The sequence below is a fragment of the bacterium genome, assembly GCA_035454885.1.
Lineage (GTDB): Bacteria > UBA10199 > UBA10199 > JACPAL01.
The window spans coordinates 1-16,985 of record DATIGE010000019.1; the positions used below are offsets into that span (position 1 = coordinate 1).

Annotated in this window: 20 protein-coding genes; 6 read left to right on the forward strand and 14 right to left on the reverse strand. The window is 62.0% G+C overall.

Translation table 11 applies throughout. The features are described 5' to 3' along the window. From VLJ37_04515 to hisS, 6 genes are all read right to left on the reverse strand, one after another. On the reverse strand, positions 1 to 228 hold a 228-nt coding region (locus tag VLJ37_04515), incomplete at its 3' end, for a hypothetical protein (GenBank protein ID HSA58928.1). A gap of 184 nt (positions 229 to 412) precedes the next feature. Then, positions 413 to 751 carry a DUF971 domain-containing protein gene (locus VLJ37_04520; GenBank protein HSA58929.1) on the reverse strand — a complete coding sequence of 113 codons (339 nt, stop codon included), beginning with the start codon at positions 749 to 751 and terminating at the stop codon, positions 413 to 415. Between the two features lie 3 nt (positions 752 to 754). Continuing rightward, positions 755 to 1,216 (reverse strand): DUF4442 domain-containing protein, encoded by a 462-nt coding sequence (locus VLJ37_04525; protein HSA58930.1) that lies wholly within the window; start codon positions 1,214 to 1,216, stop codon positions 755 to 757. A 4-nt stretch (positions 1,217 to 1,220) separates the two neighbouring features. Beyond that, complete coding sequence (gene aspS, locus VLJ37_04530) at positions 1,221 to 3,050, reverse strand: aspartate--tRNA ligase (GenBank protein HSA58931.1); 1,830 nt, start codon at positions 3,048 to 3,050, stop codon at positions 1,221 to 1,223. Between the two features lie 63 nt (positions 3,051 to 3,113). Then, complete coding sequence (locus VLJ37_04535) at positions 3,114 to 4,016, reverse strand: OmpA family protein (GenBank protein ID HSA58932.1); 903 nt, start codon at positions 4,014 to 4,016, stop codon at positions 3,114 to 3,116. Between the two features lie 53 nt (positions 4,017 to 4,069). Further along, the gene (gene hisS, locus VLJ37_04540) at positions 4,070 to 5,326 is read right to left on the reverse strand and encodes a histidine--tRNA ligase (protein HSA58933.1); all 1,257 of its coding nucleotides are present in this window, start codon (positions 5,324 to 5,326) and stop codon (positions 4,070 to 4,072) included. Positions 5,327 to 5,402: 76 nt separating this feature from the next. Here hisS and VLJ37_04545 point away from each other — a divergent pair, with 76 nt between their 5' ends. Both VLJ37_04545 and VLJ37_04550 read left to right on the forward strand, forming a co-directional pair. Next, on the forward strand, positions 5,403 to 6,416 hold the full coding sequence (locus tag VLJ37_04545) for a hypothetical protein (protein ID HSA58934.1): 1,014 nt from the start codon (positions 5,403 to 5,405) through the stop codon (positions 6,414 to 6,416). Between the two features lie 20 nt (positions 6,417 to 6,436). After that, positions 6,437 to 7,177 carry a hypothetical protein gene (locus VLJ37_04550; GenBank protein HSA58935.1) on the forward strand — a complete coding sequence of 247 codons (741 nt, stop codon included), beginning with the start codon at positions 6,437 to 6,439 and terminating at the stop codon, positions 7,175 to 7,177. Between the two features lie 38 nt (positions 7,178 to 7,215). Here the strand turns inward: VLJ37_04550 and VLJ37_04555 are convergent, their stop codons facing one another. From VLJ37_04555 to VLJ37_04590, 8 genes are all read right to left on the reverse strand, one after another. Beyond that, the gene (locus VLJ37_04555; GenBank protein HSA58936.1) at positions 7,216 to 8,214 is read right to left on the reverse strand and encodes a tetratricopeptide repeat protein; all 999 of its coding nucleotides are present in this window, start codon (positions 8,212 to 8,214) and stop codon (positions 7,216 to 7,218) included. Positions 8,215 to 8,305: 91 nt separating this feature from the next. Then, complete coding sequence (gene aroQ / locus VLJ37_04560; GenBank protein HSA58937.1) at positions 8,306 to 8,764, reverse strand: type II 3-dehydroquinate dehydratase; 459 nt, start codon at positions 8,762 to 8,764, stop codon at positions 8,306 to 8,308. Continuing rightward, positions 8,761 to 9,330, reverse strand: coding sequence for a tetratricopeptide repeat protein (locus VLJ37_04565; protein ID HSA58938.1), 570 nt, complete (start codon positions 9,328 to 9,330; stop codon positions 8,761 to 8,763). Before VLJ37_04565 ends, aroQ begins: the two co-directional genes overlap by 4 nt. Positions 9,331 to 9,332: 2 nt before the next feature. Next, entirely contained in the window at positions 9,333 to 10,412 is a 1,080-nt protein-coding gene (aroB, locus tag VLJ37_04570; GenBank protein ID HSA58939.1) for a 3-dehydroquinate synthase, read from the reverse strand. Further along, positions 10,393 to 10,914 (reverse strand): shikimate kinase, encoded by a 522-nt coding sequence (locus VLJ37_04575; GenBank protein ID HSA58940.1) that lies wholly within the window; start codon positions 10,912 to 10,914, stop codon positions 10,393 to 10,395. The genes aroB and VLJ37_04575 overlap by 20 nt, the downstream gene beginning before the upstream one ends. After that, complete coding sequence (aroC, locus tag VLJ37_04580; GenBank protein ID HSA58941.1) at positions 10,911 to 12,077, reverse strand: chorismate synthase; 1,167 nt, start codon at positions 12,075 to 12,077, stop codon at positions 10,911 to 10,913. The genes VLJ37_04575 and aroC overlap by 4 nt, the downstream gene beginning before the upstream one ends. Before the next feature lie 46 nt (positions 12,078 to 12,123). Then, positions 12,124 to 12,333 (reverse strand): helix-turn-helix transcriptional regulator, encoded by a 210-nt coding sequence (locus VLJ37_04585; protein ID HSA58942.1) that lies wholly within the window; start codon positions 12,331 to 12,333, stop codon positions 12,124 to 12,126. 118 nt (positions 12,334 to 12,451) lie between these two features. Next, positions 12,452 to 13,246: a prepilin peptidase gene (locus tag VLJ37_04590; GenBank protein ID HSA58943.1), complete on the reverse strand. Its 795-nt coding sequence runs from the start codon at positions 13,244 to 13,246 to the stop codon at positions 12,452 to 12,454. Between the two features lie 167 nt (positions 13,247 to 13,413). On the opposite strand from VLJ37_04590, the gene VLJ37_04595 reads away from it, so the two are divergent. The 4 genes from VLJ37_04595 (at position 13,414) to gatC (ending at position 16,984) form a co-directional block, all read left to right on the forward strand. Beyond that, positions 13,414 to 15,012, forward strand: a complete 1,599-nt coding sequence (locus VLJ37_04595; GenBank protein HSA58944.1) for a hypothetical protein — start codon at positions 13,414 to 13,416, stop codon at positions 15,010 to 15,012. 18 nt (positions 15,013 to 15,030) lie between these two features. Next, entirely contained in the window at positions 15,031 to 16,329 is a 1,299-nt protein-coding gene (locus VLJ37_04600) for a hypothetical protein (protein ID HSA58945.1), read from the forward strand. Between the two features lie 62 nt (positions 16,330 to 16,391). Then, positions 16,392 to 16,700 (forward strand): zf-TFIIB domain-containing protein, encoded by a 309-nt coding sequence (locus VLJ37_04605; GenBank protein HSA58946.1) that lies wholly within the window; start codon positions 16,392 to 16,394, stop codon positions 16,698 to 16,700. Continuing rightward, on the forward strand, positions 16,697 to 16,984 hold the full coding sequence (gene gatC, locus VLJ37_04610; GenBank protein ID HSA58947.1) for an Asp-tRNA(Asn)/Glu-tRNA(Gln) amidotransferase subunit GatC: 288 nt from the start codon (positions 16,697 to 16,699) through the stop codon (positions 16,982 to 16,984). Before VLJ37_04605 ends, gatC begins: the two co-directional genes overlap by 4 nt. The last annotated feature ends 1 nt before the right edge of the window (position 16,985 follow it).

Sequence of the window (16,985 nt, forward strand, 5' to 3'; positions counted from 1 at the left end):
GGCGGCGACCCTTCGGTCGACGCAGTCTTGGATGGCGAAATGGGCGACGGCGGGTTTGGTGCCCAGGTAACGGGTCCGGCAGTCCGCCTCGATGGGACCCAAGCGAGGGTCGTCGGGCGGAAGCTCGTGAGTGGGCCGATAGGCGCCGGCGCAGTCGATCAAGGCGCTGAAGCCCAGCGTGGCGATGAGGGCCTGCAGGCCGGCGAGAGAGGAGGTCGAATACGACATGGGTTTCTCCTTCAGCGGGTGCCTCTGCAAGAACGGGACCAGGCCGATGGAGGTTTCAAGGCGCTGAATTTGTTGGAAGGAGAAAGGAAGCCGGGGAGGAACGTCTGCTCAATTGGGCATCAACTTCCTGAAAAAGAGGCAGGGGCGAATACACACCGAAGGTGCAGCTTCGCGAGATTCGCCCCTACTTCAAACACTCCGCGCACGGGCACATCTTCCGTAGGTAATCCCAGGTGTAGATCCCTGCGTTGTGTCCGTCGCCCCACGTAAACCCGAGCGCGTAGTGGCCGACCTTGAACATGTCTTTCGCCTCGAAGGCCCCGGCGGGGCGGTTCGTGAAGGCGGGCAGGGCCAAGGGGTTCGTGTCGAGTGGCGTGCGCTCGCCCTTGCACATCGCGCAGGGGCAGGCCTTTCGGATGTAAGGGAACGGATAGGTTGAATCATGGCCGTCGTCCCAGGCGATGGTGATGCCCTTCGAACCTTCTGATCCCGGGGAGAGCGTGATGGATTTGGGTTGAGCCATAGGTCAGGATCTTTTCGCCTTCTTTCGGATGTAGATCTTCTTTTTTACCGAGACGCAAACGTCGCCGTGGGCGTCGACGCCCTCGACCAGGAACTCCGGGACGATCTTGTCGCTCTTCTTCAGGCCGTTGCGGATGCGCCGCAGGTCGGCGTCCGTGACGCGGAACCGGAAGGTGATGTCGGTCCGGCCCGGCTTTTTGAAGTCGATCTCGGCGCCCTTGTCCCAGATCACGTAATCCTTGATCCCCAGGATCTTGATCAACATGATCATGAGGAAGGGATCGGCCGCGGCGTAGAGCGTCCCGCCGAAGATCGTGCCCACGTAGTTGCGGTTCCAAAGGCTCCTTTTGATCACCACCACGACCTCGCGCCAATCGGGAGCGATGGATTTGATCGTCGTCCGGCTGAAGAGATAGGGGGGATAAAAATTCGTCAGGACGCGGAGGAGGCGCGGCGGAAATTCCATGACACTAGGGAACTTTGATCGGATTCGCGGGATCCGCATGCGGCGTCTGCGGCGAGCCGGCCGGGCCCGCCACCTTGAGACCCAGCTCCTTCAATTGCTCCGGACGGACGGTGGAGGGCGCGTCGCAGAGCAGGTCGGTCCCCTTCTGGGTCTTGGGAAAGGCGATGACGTCGCGAATCGAGTCTTCGCCCGTCAAGAGCATGATGATCCGGTCGAGCCCGAAGGCGAGGCCCCCATGAGGCGGGGCGCCGTACGAGAGGGCCTCCAGGAGAAATCCGAAACGCTCCTGCGCCTCTTCACGGCTGATCTTCAAGATATCGAACACCTTCGACTGGATATCCTCCCGGTGGATACGGATCGATCCCCCGCCGATCTCATTGCCGTTGAGCACGAGATCGTAAGCGAAGGCCTTCGCCTTTTCCGGCGCGGTGTCGATCAACGGCAGGTCTTGGGTGCGCGGGCTGGTGAACGGGTGGTGCACCGCCGCCAGCCGCTTTTCGGCGACATCGTAGGCGAACATGGGGAAATCGACGACCCAGACGAAGCCCAGTTTGTCTTTTGGAATGACGTCCAGCATGGCCCCGAGTTTTTCCCGGAGATTGCCCAGGGCGGCGTTGACGACGTCGGCCTTGTCGGCGCCGAAGAGGATCAGGTCGCCGGACTGGATGCCCAGCTTGTCCGAAAGGTCCTTCTTTTCCTGCTCCGAGAAGAATTTCACGATCGGCGATTGCCAACCTTCGGCCTGGACCTTGATCCAGGCCAGTCCCTTGGCCCCGTAGATCTTCACGAATTCGGCCAGCTGATCGAGCTCGGCGCGCGAGAAATCCCGTTTGGCCGTCGCCTGGTCGATCTTGATCGCCTTGACGATGCCGCCCTTGGCGACGGCGTCCTTGAAGACCTTGAACTCGGAATTCCGGAAGACATCGGTGATGTCCTGTAGCTCAAGGCCGAAGCGCGTATCCGGGGCGTCCAGGCCGTAGCGGGCCATGGCTTCGTCATAGCTCATGCGCGGAAACGGGATGGTCAGCTTTCCGCCGTTCGCCGTTTCCCATATCTTCGCGATCAAGCCTTCCATCATTGCGATGACGTCGTCCGGCGTCACGAAGCTCATCTCCAGGTCGATCTGGGTGAATTCAGGCTGGCGGTCGGCGCGGAGGTCCTCGTCGCGGAAGCAGCGGACGATCTGGAAGTAGCGCTCAAAACCCGAGACCATCAGGAGCTGCTTGAAAAGCTGTGGCGATTGCGGGAGGGCGTAGAACTTTCCGGGATAGAGACGGGCCGGAACGAGAAAATCCCGCGCTCCTTCCGGCGTGCTCTTCGTCAAGTAGGGCGTCTCGATCTCCAGAAATCCATTCTCGGAAAGATACGTGCGCGTCGCCTGCATGACCTTGTGACGGAGAATGAAGTTTTTTTGGAGCACCGGGCGGCGCAGGTCGAGGTAACGGTACCGGAGGCGGAGGTCCTCGCCGGTGTCGACGTCGTCCTCGATCATGAAGGGCGGCGTCTTGGAGCGGTTGAGGACCTCAAATTCGGAGACCTTCACTTCGATCTCGCCGGTGGCAAGCCTGGGGTTCACCGTCCCCTGGGGCCGGTCGGAGACCTTGCCCTTGACGGCCAGGACCCATTCGGAGCGCAGCTCCTTGGCCAGCTCATGGACCTTGGGGTCGATTTCCGGATTAAAGACGATCTGCGTGAGCCCGTCGCGGTCACGGAGGTCGACGAAGAGGAGTCCGCCGTGGTCGCGCCGGGAGGCGACCCAGCCGGCCAGGACGACCTCGCGGCCGACGTCGGGCTTCTTGAGTCGGCCGCAGGAATGAGTGCGTTTGAAAGACATTTTTCTCGCCCTTGTGAAGGCGCGAATGTCCCCGAATCGATGGGCTAAGTCAAGAAATCCGGCCTACTTTGGGGCCGGGGGGGCCGGAGGCGTCCAAGCGGGCGCCGGGGCGGGGGCCGCCGCGGGTGCGGGTGCAGGCGCCGGGGCCGCCGGAGCGGGCGCCGGGGCCGGTGCAGGTGCCGGAGCAGGTGCCGGAGCCGGTGGCGGCGGTGGTGGTGGCGGAGGGGGTGGAGGTGCCGGGGCCGGCGGCGGAGGTGGCGGAGTCGGGGCGGGCGCGGACCGGGCCGCCGCTCCCTCCATGAGATGGAACTCCACACGGCGATTCCTCTCCTGTCCCTCCGCGGTAACGCTGCTGGCGACCGGGTAGCGGTCGCCCATCCCCACCGATTGCAGCCGGTCCGCCGAAACGCCGTTCGCGGTCAGGATGTCGCGGACCTTGTCGGCGCGTTTTTGCGAGAGCTCCAGGTTGGGCTGGTCGTAGCCGATCGTGTCCGTATGCCCCTCAATCCGGACCATGAGCTCCGGGCGTCTTTCCAAGACGCTTGCCAGTTGCCTGAGGATGGACATGGACTGGGGGGTTGGAGAGGAGCTGTTGCTGCCGAAGCTGATCTTGGGGGTGGAGATGCGTTTATTCGCCAGGTCGACCTTGACCGAACCGGTGCCGGCGGTGGACCCCATCCAGCCACTGCTTCGCCGGGGGCGGTTTGATTCCGACCCCATGGTCTGCCACTCGCCCTCCTCGCTGCCGCCGCCGTTCGTGGTCGTCGTGACGGGCGTCGGCTCCGGCTCACTGGGGGCTGGAGCGGCCTTGGGTGCTCTACGGCCCCTGTATTCGGGGTCGGAACCGATCGTCGACTGAATCTCTTCGTCGATCTCATCGGCCATGGCGGACGGAAGGGTGATGGTCTGGTAGGCCGCCAGAAGGCCGGCCAAGACCGAGACCGACAGAATAAGAAGACGTTTCATCATGGGGGAAATTGTCCGCGAAAAGACCCCCCAAGTCAAGTTTTGGATTTAATTCAGGTTTTCTTGATGCGGTGCATTAAGTCGCCAAGGGGAACGCTGTCCTGCTCTCCCGAGACCATGTCCCGGAGCCCCGCCTTCCTCTTCGCCAGCTCATCGGGACCCAAAAAAACGACGTACCGGCAGCCCAACTTGTCGGCCCTCCGCATTTGGGATTTGAGGCTCTTGCCCTCGTAGTCCAGGTCGACCGGGACATCCGCCAAGCGGAGCTGGGAGGCCAGTTTCATCGCCTCCCCATAGGACTTGTCCCCCATGACGGCCAGAAAGACCCCATGTCTCTCCGGATCGGTGGCGGTCTTGCGCTGCTCCCTGAGGATGTCCACCAGACGCTCGATCCCGACGGCGAAACCGAATCCGGCCACGTTCGGCCCACCCAAGAGACGGACCAGGCCGTCATAACGCCCGCCGCCGGCGACGGCGTTTTGGGCCCCCAAGGCCGTTGACGTGAACTCGAAGGTCGTCTTCAAATAGTAATCCAGGCCCCGGACGATCTTCGGGTTCACCTTGTAGGTGCTCCCGAGAAGACCCAGGGTCTCCAGGACGGTATCAAAGTCCTTTTCGCAGACCTCGCAAAGATGGTCTTGAATGGACGGTCCCTCGTCGGCGACCTTCCGGCAGCCCTCCTCCTTGCAATCCAAGACGCGGAGGGGATTCCTCTCCATCCGCCGTTTGCAGTCGCCGCAGAGCCTGTCCTCGTTCTTGCGCAGGTGGTCGAAGAACGCGCGCATGTAATTCGGACGGCACATGGGACAGCCCAGGGAGTTGATTTCCAGCTCGCAGTCTTTGAGGCCCAATTCCTTCAGATAGAGGTCCAGCATGTTGATGACCTCGGCGTCCAGCCTCGGGCTCGGGATGCCGAAGACCTCCACGCCTAACTGGTAGAACTGCCGGAAGCGGCCCTTTTGCGGGCGCTCGTATCGGTACATCGGACCCATGTAGTAGAAGCGCGCGATGGGGTCGTCCGCATGGAGTTTGTGCTCGACATAGGCGCGCACGATGGAGGCCGTGCCCTCCGGGCGGAGGGAGACCCATTTGGCGTTCCGGTCCTGAAAGACGTACATCTCCTTTTCGACGATGTTGGTCGTGTCCCCGATGGAGCGCGTGAAGAGGGACATGTCCTCCAGCACGGGGGTGCGGATCTCTTCGTAGCGGTAGCGCGCGAATAGTTTGCGCGCCTTGCGCTCCACCTCCTGCCAGAGGGCGATTTCCGGGGGCAAGAGGTCGTTCATTCCGCGAAGGGCATGGATGGACATGGCGGTCTCCTGTAGCAAGCGGGGGTCACAGAAATCTAGTCAGAAAGTGTCCAATCAGGTAAAAGAGGGGGATTTCGTGAAACGCACTCCGCACATTCTTCTCATGGCCGCCGCTCTTCTCTCGTTTGGGTCCGTGGGCTGTTCCGTTTTCCAGGAAGACGGCGGAGGCGTGACGAAAGGCGAGAGGGACGTCTCGGGCAAGCTCTCCGTCGCCTTGGGGGGCTCGGCGCCGGGCCTTGAGACCATCGTCATCGACGAGCCCTTCACGGCCCTTGAGTTCGAGAACAACGACCCGGACCTCTTCGACCTCCGGGTGGATGGGAATTCCGCGCGCATCCTCCCGCGCGCGTCGGGGATCGGCTATGTGACGCCGGTGGTGAACGGCCGGGCGCGCGATCCCATCGAGATTACCATCCCGCCGCAAAGGCTCATCCAAATCCTGATCGGCGAGGCGCGCGGGGAGCTTGTCCGCGAGGCGACGACCGAACCCGTGGCAGGCGGAGAGGTCGTCACCCCCGGCAGCGTCAGCGTGACGGGAGACGCCGTGGCAGCCACCATCCGGAATCGAATCAACACGATCAACGACGGGGGGAGGCCTTCGCTCTTTCTGGCCGACGCCACGGACTACGAAAGCGACCCTCCCCTTTCGTATTACGACGCGGTCATCGAGGCGACCAACGGCTCGGTCTACCAGTTCTCTCCGGTCCAACCGGGCGATCCGTCGCATTCCGTTTATCTGGACGCCGAGGCGCGGGAAGATGTGGACGAGGAGCTGCTCATCGCCTATGATCAGGCCGCCTTGACGGCGGCTGCGGTCTTCAACGGGGAGACCGAAGACCCGACCGGCGGGGCATTCGCGTTCTACTCGCCGACACCCACTCAGGCGGCCCTGATCCAAGACGCGTTGGCGACTGGGGTTAAGGACCTGCCCGCGGGGTGCGGGACGTCGGACGCGAATTTTCCGGCCTTGGCCCCGGTGCAGGTGCTCCTCCTGAAAGACGTCGCGCCGTCCACTGCGGGTCAGGACATTCCGTCGTTCGTATTCGTGAGGTCGCGGGCCGATTTCGAGCCTGCGGTCGTTTTGGAATGAAATAAAAAAGGGAGGTTTGAATGAGATCGTTCGTCGCCACCGCCACCGTCATCGCCCTCGCGTTTCTCGCGGTCAGCCCCGTCACGTCCGCCGCCTTTTCGGACGGTTTCAAGAAGACGATGACCGACGTCCAGACCAAGATCATGCTCAACAACCAGAAATTCACGCCGGCCGACGTCAAGGCGTGGTGGGAGGCCTACGACAAGGAAATCATCGCCCTCCTCTCGGGTTACACCGGCGACAAGTCGCTCATGATGGAGGAAATGAACAAACAGGCGGCCCCCGTCGAACTCATGGTGACGGAAAGGAAGGGGACCGAGATCGAGGACATCGAACTGGGCAAGGTAAGCGTGCAACTCTACCAGATCGACGGCAAGACCTGGCTCGCGGTCTTGAACAACAAGATGTTCGCCGGGTCCACTCCCCTCCCCTTCAGCACCGTCCGTTTCTATCAGCAGTCGGGCGGCACTTATCAGCGCGTGGCGGCCCTGGACGAGGTCAGCGGTCCCTGGGACAAGGACAAGCTCCAGTTCGGCACGGTCCAATACCAGCCCATCGGCAAGAAGAAGGGCGCCCTCCAGTTTGCGACGTATCACATCTGGCCGACGAAGTCCGGCGACAAGCCCAACCGCTCGGAGATCATTTGGCAATACTTCAAGGACCAGCCCAAGGCGGTTCTGATCGTTCCGGAAGTGGATTGGCACAAGAACGCGGACGGATCGATCGCCGAAGGCCGCGGCGAGGCTTATGAAGTCCCCTGATCGGATGTAGGGGCGAACCTGGTGTTCGCCCTTCACGATCATTTTTTGACCGGTGGCATCTTGTTCAAGTCCACCATCTCGGTCTTCTCGAAATCCTGGCGGAACTTCGGGGCGACTTGCTTGACCTCCAGGCCGGCGTTTTTGCGGATCTCCTCCAGGTCGTTCAGGTAGTCCTGGTCGTCGCCGAATTCCTGCAGGATGCGGCTGTAGACGCGCGCGGTCCGCTCGGCGTCCTTCCGTTCCAGGGTCATCGCGTAGAGCTCCTTGAACTTCCGGCGCGAGGCGTCCACCTGGCGGTCCTCCAGGAGGGCCTCGGCCCAGAGCTCGTTCACTTCCAGGTTTTTCTTCACCTCGGGCGGGGCAGTGTCGATCTTGCGGAGGGCCTTTTTGAACTCACGCTTTTCGAAGTAGATCCGGCAGAGCTTGATCAGCATGTCCAGGTTGTCCGGCCGGTAGTAGAGCATTTTTTCAAAGACCTCGACCAAGCCGTCGCGGTCGCGCTTGGACGAGAGAATCTCCGCGGCTCGCTCATACTCGCGGATGGACTGGTCGGTCTGCCCTTCCGCCTGCATGAGCTCCGCGAGACGGATGCGGCCCGTGGTGTTGGAAGGGTCGACGTCGACGATCTTTTTGCGGATCTCCATCGCCTCCTTCAGCAGGCCCTTGTTGTCGTAATAGGTGGCGACGATGTAATACTGATTGAGCGCGTCGGTATCGAGCCCCACCTTGTGGTAGAGCTGGCCCAACTTCTCGTTCACCTCGATCATGGTGGGGGCCAGCTTGAGGATCGTCTTGTAGACGGCGATGGCCTTGAGATGGAAGTTGTCGGACGCGTACTGATCGGCGACTTCGCGGTACGTCTTGATGGCGTTTGGGACGTCCTTGGCGCGGGCGTAGATGTCCGCGATCTTGAGCTTGGCCCGCATTTCGGACGGGTCTTCCGCGATCAGCTTCTGGAACTCCTTGATGGCCTTGTCGTACTTGCCCGCCTTGAAGAATCTCTCGGCGGCTTCGATGATCTTTTCTTTATTGGACATTTTAGTAGGGGGAGATAACCGCTCTCCCCCTAGACCCCCATCTGTATTATCACTGCTTCATCGTTCACGACGGAAGGGAACCTTCCTTCGTTCACCGTCGCTTCTTGCCACCGCGCGTTAGAGCCATGGCCCCTTTCAATCCTAGCAGATAACTCTCTTTTCCGAAACCGAAGACCACGCCCGCGGCGACGGGCGAGACGAAGGACTCCTTGCGGAAGCTCTCGCGGGCATGGATGTTGGAGAGGTGGACTTCGACGGTGGGGACGCTCACCGCGGCGATCGCGTCGCGGATCGCCACGCTCGTGTGGGTGAAGGCGGCGGGATTGATGACGATCGCGGCGTACTTCCCGTCCGCCTCCTGGATCCTCGTGACGATTTCTCCCTCGTGGTTCGACTGGAAAAAGTCCAGGGCCGCCTTCTCGGAGGCGGCGAGCTTGACCATCTCCTTTTCGATCTCTTTGAGGGTCGCGCCGCCGTAGACGGAGCGCTCGCGTTTGCCGAGCAGGTTCAAGTTGGGGCCATGGATGACGAGGATCTTTTTCGGCTTCATGCGGTCATCGACCTCTTAAGCTCCATGGCGCGGGCGTTTTGGGGATCGCGCGCCAGGATCTTGTCCAAAATCTGGTGGGCGACGCGCGCCTCGCCCTGGTCGGCGTAGATCTTCGCCATCGTCGCGTTCTCCCACGGCGAGACCACGGCTTCGATCGCCGGCGAGACCCCGGGGGATTTCATTTCGGGGGAGATCTGAGGGATCTCCGGTGCAACGGACTCCGGGTCTCCGAGGCGTTTGATCCTGTGCAAAAGGGTCTGCGCCTCCTGCTGGGCGGGGTATTCCTGCAAGACCTTCTCGACGATGTCCTGGGCCTTTTGCGTCTCGTCGCAGTCCATGTGGATGCGGGCGAGCATGAGGCGGCCGCTCACGGACGTCGGATGACGCGCGAGGCCCCTTTCGCAGATCTCGCGCGCCGTTTCCAAAAAACCCTGTTCGCGGCAGATTTGCGCGAGGGGGATGAAGACGATGGAAAGCTCGTTCTTCTGCCACGTGCGGTAGTAGCGCGCAAAATGGGGGTTTCTCTGCAGTTCCGTGGGCAGATCGTTGAGAATCTCCATATCCATGGTCAATCCAGACGGGCGAAGTGTTCCGCCAGCTCCTTGGGCGCGACCGGTTGCGTGACGACCTCGCCGACGCGCGTCATGAAAACGAAGTGGATCATCCCACCGCGCGACTTTTTGTCAACTTCCAAAGCGGCCCGCCAGCGCGCCTTGGGGATGGGCGGGGCTTCCGTGGGAAGCCCGGCCTCCGCGACCGCCCCGCGCACGCGCTCCGCCTCCGCCCGGGAGCAGAACCCGAGACGTTCCGAGAGTCGCGCGGCGGTGACCATGCCGAAACCGACCGCCTCGCCGTGGTGGTATCGGCGGTACTTCGTCAGACGCTCGAGGGCATGGCCGAAGGTATGGCCGAAATTGAGGATCATGCGGAGCGAGGATTCCCGCTCGTCCGCCGCGACGACCTCCGCCTTGATCGCCGAGGACCGTTGGACGATCCGCAGGAGCAGGTCGTCGTCAAGTCCGTAAATTTTCCCCAAATCCTTTCGAACGGTTTCGAAAAGCCCCGGATCGCGGATGACGCCGTACTTGAGCACCTCCCCCAACCCGCCGGCCAGTTCGCGGCGCGGGAGTGTCTTCAGGAACGGCACGTGCGAGACGACGGCCTTGGGTTGGCCGAAGACTCCGACCAGGTTCTTGCCCTCCGGAAGATCGACGCCCAGCTTCCCGCCGATGGAGGAATCGACCTGGGCGACCAGCGTGGTCCCGATCTGGACAAACGGGACGCCGCGCAGGTAGGTCGCCGCGACGAAGCCTCCGAGATCGCCCACGACCCCGCCTCCCAGGAGCAGGACCGGAGTCGCCCGATCCGCGCCCAACCTCACCAGCCCGCGATGCGCCTTGGCGACGGTCTCCAGGTTCTTGAAACTTTCCCCGTCCGGAATCAGAAGGGTCTTGACGGGAATTTTCCGCCGCGCCAGCCCCCGCTTGAGCGCGGGCAGGCAGAGCCTGGCGACGCGGGGGTTCGTGAGGACGATCGGACGGAGGCCTTGGACGATCTCGGCGACCGGCTCCGTCCAGTCTTCATCCTCTGCCCCGCTCACGTGGATGGCGTAGGCGTTTTGGCGAATGTTAACGGCGATGGTTGGCATTCAGCACCGCCATGATTTCGTCCACGGTCTCTTCGAGACGCTTCATCGTCGTGTCGACGATCTTGTCGGCTTGGCGGTAATACGGGGACCGGTGCGAGAGGAGGCTTTCGATCCGTTTCAACTGGTCCTTGGAGCGCAGGAGAGGCCGCGTCTCCAAACCCGCCACACGCTGGAGGATGGACTCCGGCGAGGCGGAGAGCCCGATGACGAGGCCCTTCTCTTTCATGAGCTTCAGGTTATCCGGATCGACGATGGCCCCGCCCCCGGCGGCGATGACGACCTTCTCCCGCTCCAGGGCCTTTTTGACCATCTTCTTTTCATGGATGCGGAAGGCCGGCTCGCCTTCTTTTTCGAAGATGTCGGTGATCGTCTTGCCCGTGTCTTCTTCGACCATCAAATCGGTGTCTAGGAAGTCATAACCCAGCCTCTTGGCGAGCTTCTCGCCCACCGCCGTCTTGCCGGTTCCCATGAAGCCCGTGAGGATGATGCGAAGGTGTTTCAATATTCCCCCACTTGCTTCAAATAACCGTCGTAGTTGCGGCGGATCTCCTTCAGGGAGTCGCCTCCGAATTTTTCCAAAAAGGCCTGGGCGAGCGTGAAGGCCACGCAGTTTTCGCCGATCACGGCCGCGGCGGGCACGGCGGTGATGTCCGTGCGCTCCACCGTCGCCTCGTAGGTCTCCTTCGTGACGACGTCGACGGATTGCAGCGGGCGGTAGAGGGTCGACAGCGGCTTCATGGCCGCCCGGACGACGAGCCTCTCGCCGTTGGTGATTCCGCCCTCGAGTCCCCCGGCGTTGTTGCGCTTGCGGAAGAAGCATTTCTTGTCCCGGTCGTAAAAGATCTCGTCGTGCACCTCCGACCCGAACCGGTCGGCCGCCTTGAAGCCCATGCCGATTTCGACGCCCTTGATCGCCTGGATGCTCATGACCGATTGGGCGATCCGGCCGTCCAGCTTTTGGTCCCATTGCGTGTGGGTCCCCAAACCCACCGGCAATCCTTCGACGATGATTTCGAAGACGCCGCCCAGGGAATCGCCGTTCTTGCGGGCCTCGTCGATCTTCCGGATCATCGCCTCCGCGGCCCGCGGATCATGGCATCGGAGAGGGCTTTCCTCCGCGATCCGTTCCAGATCCTGCAGAGGCGGAAGCTCCGAGGAGACCGTCACGCCGCCCAAGCTCACCAAATGACCGACGATCGTGATCCCGAATTCGTCGAGGAGGCGCCGGCCCAGGGCACCGGCTGCCACGCGCGCGGCCGTTTCGCGGGCGCTGGAGCGCTCCAGGATATTGCGAAGGTCGTGATGTTCGTACTTGATGCCGCCGGGCAGGTCCGTGTGCCCCGGACGCGGATGGTGGACGACCTTGGACTGGCCTTCGTCCTCTTGGGAGACATCCATGATCTTTTGCCAGTTCGCCCAGTCGCGGTTGTCGATCTTGAGCGCGACCGGAGAGCCCAGGGTCTTGCCCGCCCGGATGCCGGAGATGATTTCCGCCTTGTCCTGCTCGATCTTCATCCGTCCGCCGCGGCCATAGCCTTTCTGCCGCCGGGCGAGCTGGTAGTTGACGTAGTCCTCGGAGATCGGGAGGTGGGACGGGAGGCCGTCGATGACGACGACGAGCGCCTTTCCGTGCGATTCACCCGCGGTCAAAAGACGGAGTGACATGGTCGCGTGAAACTAAACGAGACAATGCGGTAAAAACAATCGGAATTTAAGCCTCGGGAAAGACCTTGTCCTTTTCGGAGAGCTTGAAACCCATGGCGAGGATGATTTTTCGCTTTGTGTCCATGCGCGAATCCTTGCCGGACTCGACACGGTCGATCGTCAGGGGCGAGAGACCGGCCTTGCGCGCAAGCTCCGCCTTGCTCATGAGGCGCTCCTCGCGGAGTTTGCGGACATTGTTCTTGCGCACTTCAGGCATAAAGCATTCTTAAAAGGACGCAGTATATTAACACGAATGAGGCTCTGTTAGAACAAAAAAGTCTTAATTGGTGAAGAATCAGCACCAAATGAATATAGTTATATTAACTTATATATAATCAATATAACTTAGATGTGAAGGACAGGTACCAACGGACGATGTCGTGGCCTGCGAAGAGGTAGAGCAGGGCCCCCGCGGCGAGGAAGGGGCCGAAGGGGACGGCGGACTGCGCTCCCTGGCGGCGCGCGACGACGAGGAGGAGTCCAGTGACCGATCCCAGGAGGGAGGCGAGGAGGAGGATCACGAAGACGCCCTTCCAACCGAAGAAGGCCCCCAGCATGGCGGCGAGTTTGACGTCACCGCCGCCGATCCCTTCACGGCTCCGCAATTTTTCATAGGTCCAGCTGATCGCGAAGAGGACGCCGCCCCCGGCCAGGATCCCCCACAGCGACTTGATGAGGGCCGCCGGGATCGGAAGACCCGAAAGGACGAGGGTCGCGGCAATGCCCGCCGCGATGCCGGGCAGGGAGATCACGTCCGGGATGATCTTGTGCGCGAGATCGATGAACGCCACGGCGACCAGGGGCGCCGCCAAGAGGAGAAAATAGAACGCATAGGCGCTTCCGAGGCCGAATTTCGCGTAGATCAAGAAAGAGAGGACGGCCGTCAGGGCCTCGACGAGGGGATATCGAAGCGGGATGGCCCACCGGCAGAAACGGCAACGGCCGCGAAGCCAGAGATAGCTCAAGAGGGGAATGTTGTCATACCAGCGCAGAAAATGGCCGCAGTTGGGACAATGGGAACGGGGGGAGATCACCGAAAGGCCGCGCGGCAAGCGGTAGATACAAACATTGAGAAAGCTGCCGACCAAGAGTCCCAAGAGAAGGACCCACAACGAATAAAGAGGAATCACGCGGGGTTAGTTACCATGGTGCGCCGCGATTGCGAAAATTTTTTTCACTTCGCGACTGGAGCTATCGACACGGCCGAAAATAGAATAGAATTAAGAGGTTCTTTCGGAGCCATATGCCAACTCGTCGCGCCGTTCTCAAATCAGCGGGGTTTCTCTCTCTCGCCCTAATGTTGGGAGGCCTTTTCAGCGGCTGCAATTATTCCAAGTCCTATTTCCGCATCGATCCGGCGACCGGCAAGAAGGTCAAGGCCGCCGGGCCGATAACGGCGGAGGAATTGGGGCCGTCATCCGAAGTTTCGAAAATCCCGGCCGGTGCCCCGGCGAATGCCACAGACAATCCGCAAGACACAGGGACGGTTCCGGAAGTGATCGAGCCCTCCGGGGGACCGGGTCCGAACGTTCCCGGCACGCCAACGGGCAATGTTCCGGCGCCGGGGACGGGCGGTGCGGGGACGGGAGGAACGACTGGGACCGCGGCGGGAACGGGAACGACGGGCTCCGCTCCGGGAACGGCGGAAACGGCGCCCGGCGGCGGGAGCGCGGGAACCGGGACGGGCGCGGCGGGGACGGGGTCCGCGGCGCCGGAGAGCGCCCCGGCCGCGGCGGCGGTGGAGGAACCGAGGCTCGCGAATTGCTATGTGTTCGTGTTTGCCTCCGCCAAGAGCGGGGCCGACAACGTCTACTTCAAGTCCAATTGCGCCGCATTCGGCGAGTCCAAGATTTCGAACAACACGGATGCGAACGTGCGCTACGGCAATCTCTCGATTCGCGACGACCAGCTCTTCATGACCGCGGACGCGACGCGAGCGACGCCCTTCGGCTTTTCACCCCCGGGCGCCCAAATCTGGGACCTGCGTCAGTGGAACGACATCAGACTCCTCGATCTGAACATGGACGTCAATTTCGACGGGACACCCGACTTGAGGTATCCGGCCTCGGTTTCCTGGGGCGAAGGGCACGTCGTCTTCATCGCCCGCGAGATCGCCACGAACCGTTCCGTCGTCCGCATCCAAATCGCCCCGCCGTCGACGATCCGGGAAACCGTGTACTACCGGCTTGTGACCTCGGGCGCGGGGAATCAATTTCAAAAAATCCTGTGGCATCCCGTCAAATTCTCGAATGACGGATTCGACATGATCATCGCGACCGCCAAACGGCCCGGCGACGCGCAGTTCCGGCTTTACGCGATCGATATCGACAAGGGACCGACGGATGATTGGAACGAGATCCTTCCGGGAGCGCTGCCGGGGGTTCAGCCGGCCCAGGTGAAGCCGTCGGTGAGCCCGGGAGGACGGTCGATCGCCTTCGTCCGCTATCACAATGCGGCGGGCGACGTGTCGAATCCCCATGTGTGGATCGCCGATCTCGCGTCCTCCCCGGGGTTCGAGGAGAGGCTCGAGGGGCCGAAACTGACCGGCCGGATCCACGGGAGCGCGGCCCGGGACCTCGGCCCCGGCGATTCGCCGTGTCTCACGCACGACGGCAAGTACGTCATCTTCGAGAAGGACGCCAAATTCTTTGCGACGGAGATCGAAAGAAACCTGACCTTTGAGCTCAGGTTCTTGGAGGCCGATCAGGCGCACGACCTGGCGTGCGCGCCGAGCGGGCCGCAATTCCGCGCCGTGCCGGACATCCGGGCCGTTGCTCCGCTGGCTCCGGAGACCACGGTCTATCGGGCTGCGGGAACCATTGAAGTGGTCATGCCCGCTGGAGGCGGATCGACGGGTGGAACGACCTCCGGGACCGGTGGAACGACAGGGCCGTAAACGGGACACGGGGGGATCATGACGGATCATCACAAGCTCGTCCGAGGGCTCATCGCGCTTCTAATCGCCGCCTCCTGCGGCGGAGGACTTGCCGGCTGCAACTATTCCAAGTCCTATTTCCGCATCGGTCCGGATGGGAAGAAGATCAAGGCGGAAGGGCCCATCGTTCCCGGGGAAGACATCGGCGCCGGATCGACGGCCGGCACCGGGACCGGCGGCACGGACGGAGGGGGATCGACCGGTGACGGGACCATCACGCCCCCGGGCGGGACGGACACGGGGGGAACGACGACCGGAGGGGTGACGGGCATTCCGGTCTACCCGCTCGCGATCCACGCAGAGGACAAGGCGAACGCCGCCCACAACCTTTACCTGGCCCGCTTTTCCCAAGGGGCCTTCCTCGAGACGCCCAAGAAACTGACGGCGAACGACGATTCGGCCGACGGAACGATCCTCTTTCCCTCGCTTTCTCCTGACGCCTCAAAAATCCTCTACTTCGCCCTCAAGGGGTCGGGCGACATCTTCAAGGGCACCTTCGAGACCGAAGGGGGGCTGCATCTCCTCACGGATCTTCAAGGGACATCCGCGGACAGCGCTTGGAACGCCAGCGACCCGGGCATTTCGGCGTCTTGGACTGCGGACGGCCAAGAGGCCGTGTATGTAGCCGGCGGTTGCGGTTTGTTGCGCAAGGCCAAGGCGGGCGGTTCGGATGCGGCCAATGAAGGGACGCAGCCCACGGGGGATTACGACAAATGGGTCTATTTCCAGACCGCGGCCTCGCCCGTGAGGGATGCGAGCCACCCGGCCTACGATACGATCCTCTTCAGCATGATGGGGGCGGAAGGGGCCGCGAAAGAAGGGTTCGATCTTTTTCTGAAGAAGAGGGGGGATGCGGATCCCTCTCGTTATTCGCGGGTCACCGAGACGCTGATGACGCTCGAAGTCTATCCCTCGATCTCTCCCGACGGAAAATATGTCGTTTTCGCGTCCATGGACGCCTCGGATTCGAGCAAAGCGGGGGATGCCTTGCAGAAGATCGCCGTCTGCGACCTGGTCTTTTCGAGCGGGGCCGGAAAATGCCAGAACACGCGCACGTTCGACGCCATGCCGGCCGATTCCTCCAATACGAGCCCCTGCTGGGCCTGGGATAGTTCCAAGATCTTCTTCGCCTCCAAGGATGCCGCCAGCAAGAAGAACGACGTCTTCGTGGTCGACTTCGCGGGCGGCGCTTTCGGAGCCTCGGCCGTGAACATCACGAACACGGCCGACCTGGACGAGATGGAAGTGAGTTGCGCCTCGGCCCCGGCGACCCAATAAGGCTTTTCTTGCGTCCGGTCCGCGTTTTCCTCTAAGGTATCACCCTTCAACCGAGGAAACGTATGACGACCCAGAAACCCTCCCACACCGAAGAAGAGTATTTCGCCAAGGTCGAGGCGGAGAAGAAAAAGCGCCTGGCCGATGAGATCGCCCGCAAGCTGTCCCAGGAGGAGCAGAGGAAACTCAAGGCCCTCCATTGGATGCGCTGTCCCAAGTGCGGCATGGAGCTGCATTCGATTCCGTTCAAAGGCGTGACGATCGAAAAATGCTTCTCCTGCCAGGGCATCTTCCTGGACGACGGGGAACTGGAGAAGGTGGCGGGCAAGGAAGAGGGCTTTCTGACGAGCGTCCTCAGCCTGTTCAAAATATGAAACTCTCCAAAGACGAGGTCCTGAAGATCGCCAACCTGGCGCGGCTGGAGCTTTCTCCCGCCGAGGTGGAGACCTACGGCGGGCAGCTGTCGGCGATTCTCGACTATGTCGAGGCCTTGAACAAACTCGACGTGAAAGACATCGAGCCCACGGCTCACGCGGTGATGGTCCCCACGCCCTTCCGCGCCGATGAAGTGATCGCGGACGCCACGCGGGAGAAATCGCTCTCCAACGCGCCCGACCGGGATGAGACTTTCTTCAAAGTGCCGAAGGTCATTGGCTGAT

What these genes read in the sequence shown, in the direction of transcription:
- VLJ37_04565 (HSA58938.1), bottom strand. Translation starts at nt 9,330, where the DNA reads ATGGATATGGAGATTCTCAACGATCTGCCCACGGAACTGCAGAGAAAC.
- gatC (HSA58947.1), top strand. Translation starts at nt 16,697, where the DNA reads ATGAAACTCTCCAAAGACGAGGTCCTGAAGATCGCCAACCTGGCGCGG.
- VLJ37_04535 (HSA58932.1), bottom strand. Translation starts at nt 4,016, where the DNA reads ATGAAACGTCTTCTTATTCTGTCGGTCTCGGTCTTGGCCGGCCTTCTG.
- aroB (HSA58939.1), bottom strand. Translation starts at nt 10,412, where the DNA reads ATGCCAACCATCGCCGTTAACATTCGCCAAAACGCCTACGCCATCCAC.
- aroQ (HSA58937.1), bottom strand. Translation starts at nt 8,764, where the DNA reads ATGAAGCCGAAAAAGATCCTCGTCATCCATGGCCCCAACTTGAACCTG.
- VLJ37_04585 (HSA58942.1), bottom strand. Translation starts at nt 12,333, where the DNA reads ATGCCTGAAGTGCGCAAGAACAATGTCCGCAAACTCCGCGAGGAGCGC.
- VLJ37_04600 (HSA58945.1), top strand. Translation starts at nt 15,031, where the DNA reads ATGACGGATCATCACAAGCTCGTCCGAGGGCTCATCGCGCTTCTAATC.
- aroC (HSA58941.1), bottom strand. Translation starts at nt 12,077, where the DNA reads ATGTCACTCCGTCTTTTGACCGCGGGTGAATCGCACGGAAAGGCGCTC.
- VLJ37_04605 (HSA58946.1), top strand. Translation starts at nt 16,392, where the DNA reads ATGACGACCCAGAAACCCTCCCACACCGAAGAAGAGTATTTCGCCAAG.
- VLJ37_04555 (HSA58936.1), bottom strand. Translation starts at nt 8,214, where the DNA reads ATGTCCAATAAAGAAAAGATCATCGAAGCCGCCGAGAGATTCTTCAAG.
- VLJ37_04550 (HSA58935.1), top strand. Translation starts at nt 6,437, where the DNA reads ATGAGATCGTTCGTCGCCACCGCCACCGTCATCGCCCTCGCGTTTCTC.
- aspS (HSA58931.1), bottom strand. Translation starts at nt 3,050, where the DNA reads ATGTCTTTCAAACGCACTCATTCCTGCGGCCGACTCAAGAAGCCCGAC.
- hisS (HSA58933.1), bottom strand. Translation starts at nt 5,326, where the DNA reads ATGTCCATCCATGCCCTTCGCGGAATGAACGACCTCTTGCCCCCGGAA.
- VLJ37_04595 (HSA58944.1), top strand. Translation starts at nt 13,414, where the DNA reads ATGTTGGGAGGCCTTTTCAGCGGCTGCAATTATTCCAAGTCCTATTTC.
- VLJ37_04525 (HSA58930.1), bottom strand. Translation starts at nt 1,216, where the DNA reads ATGGAATTTCCGCCGCGCCTCCTCCGCGTCCTGACGAATTTTTATCCC.
- VLJ37_04520 (HSA58929.1), bottom strand. Translation starts at nt 751, where the DNA reads ATGGCTCAACCCAAATCCATCACGCTCTCCCCGGGATCAGAAGGTTCG.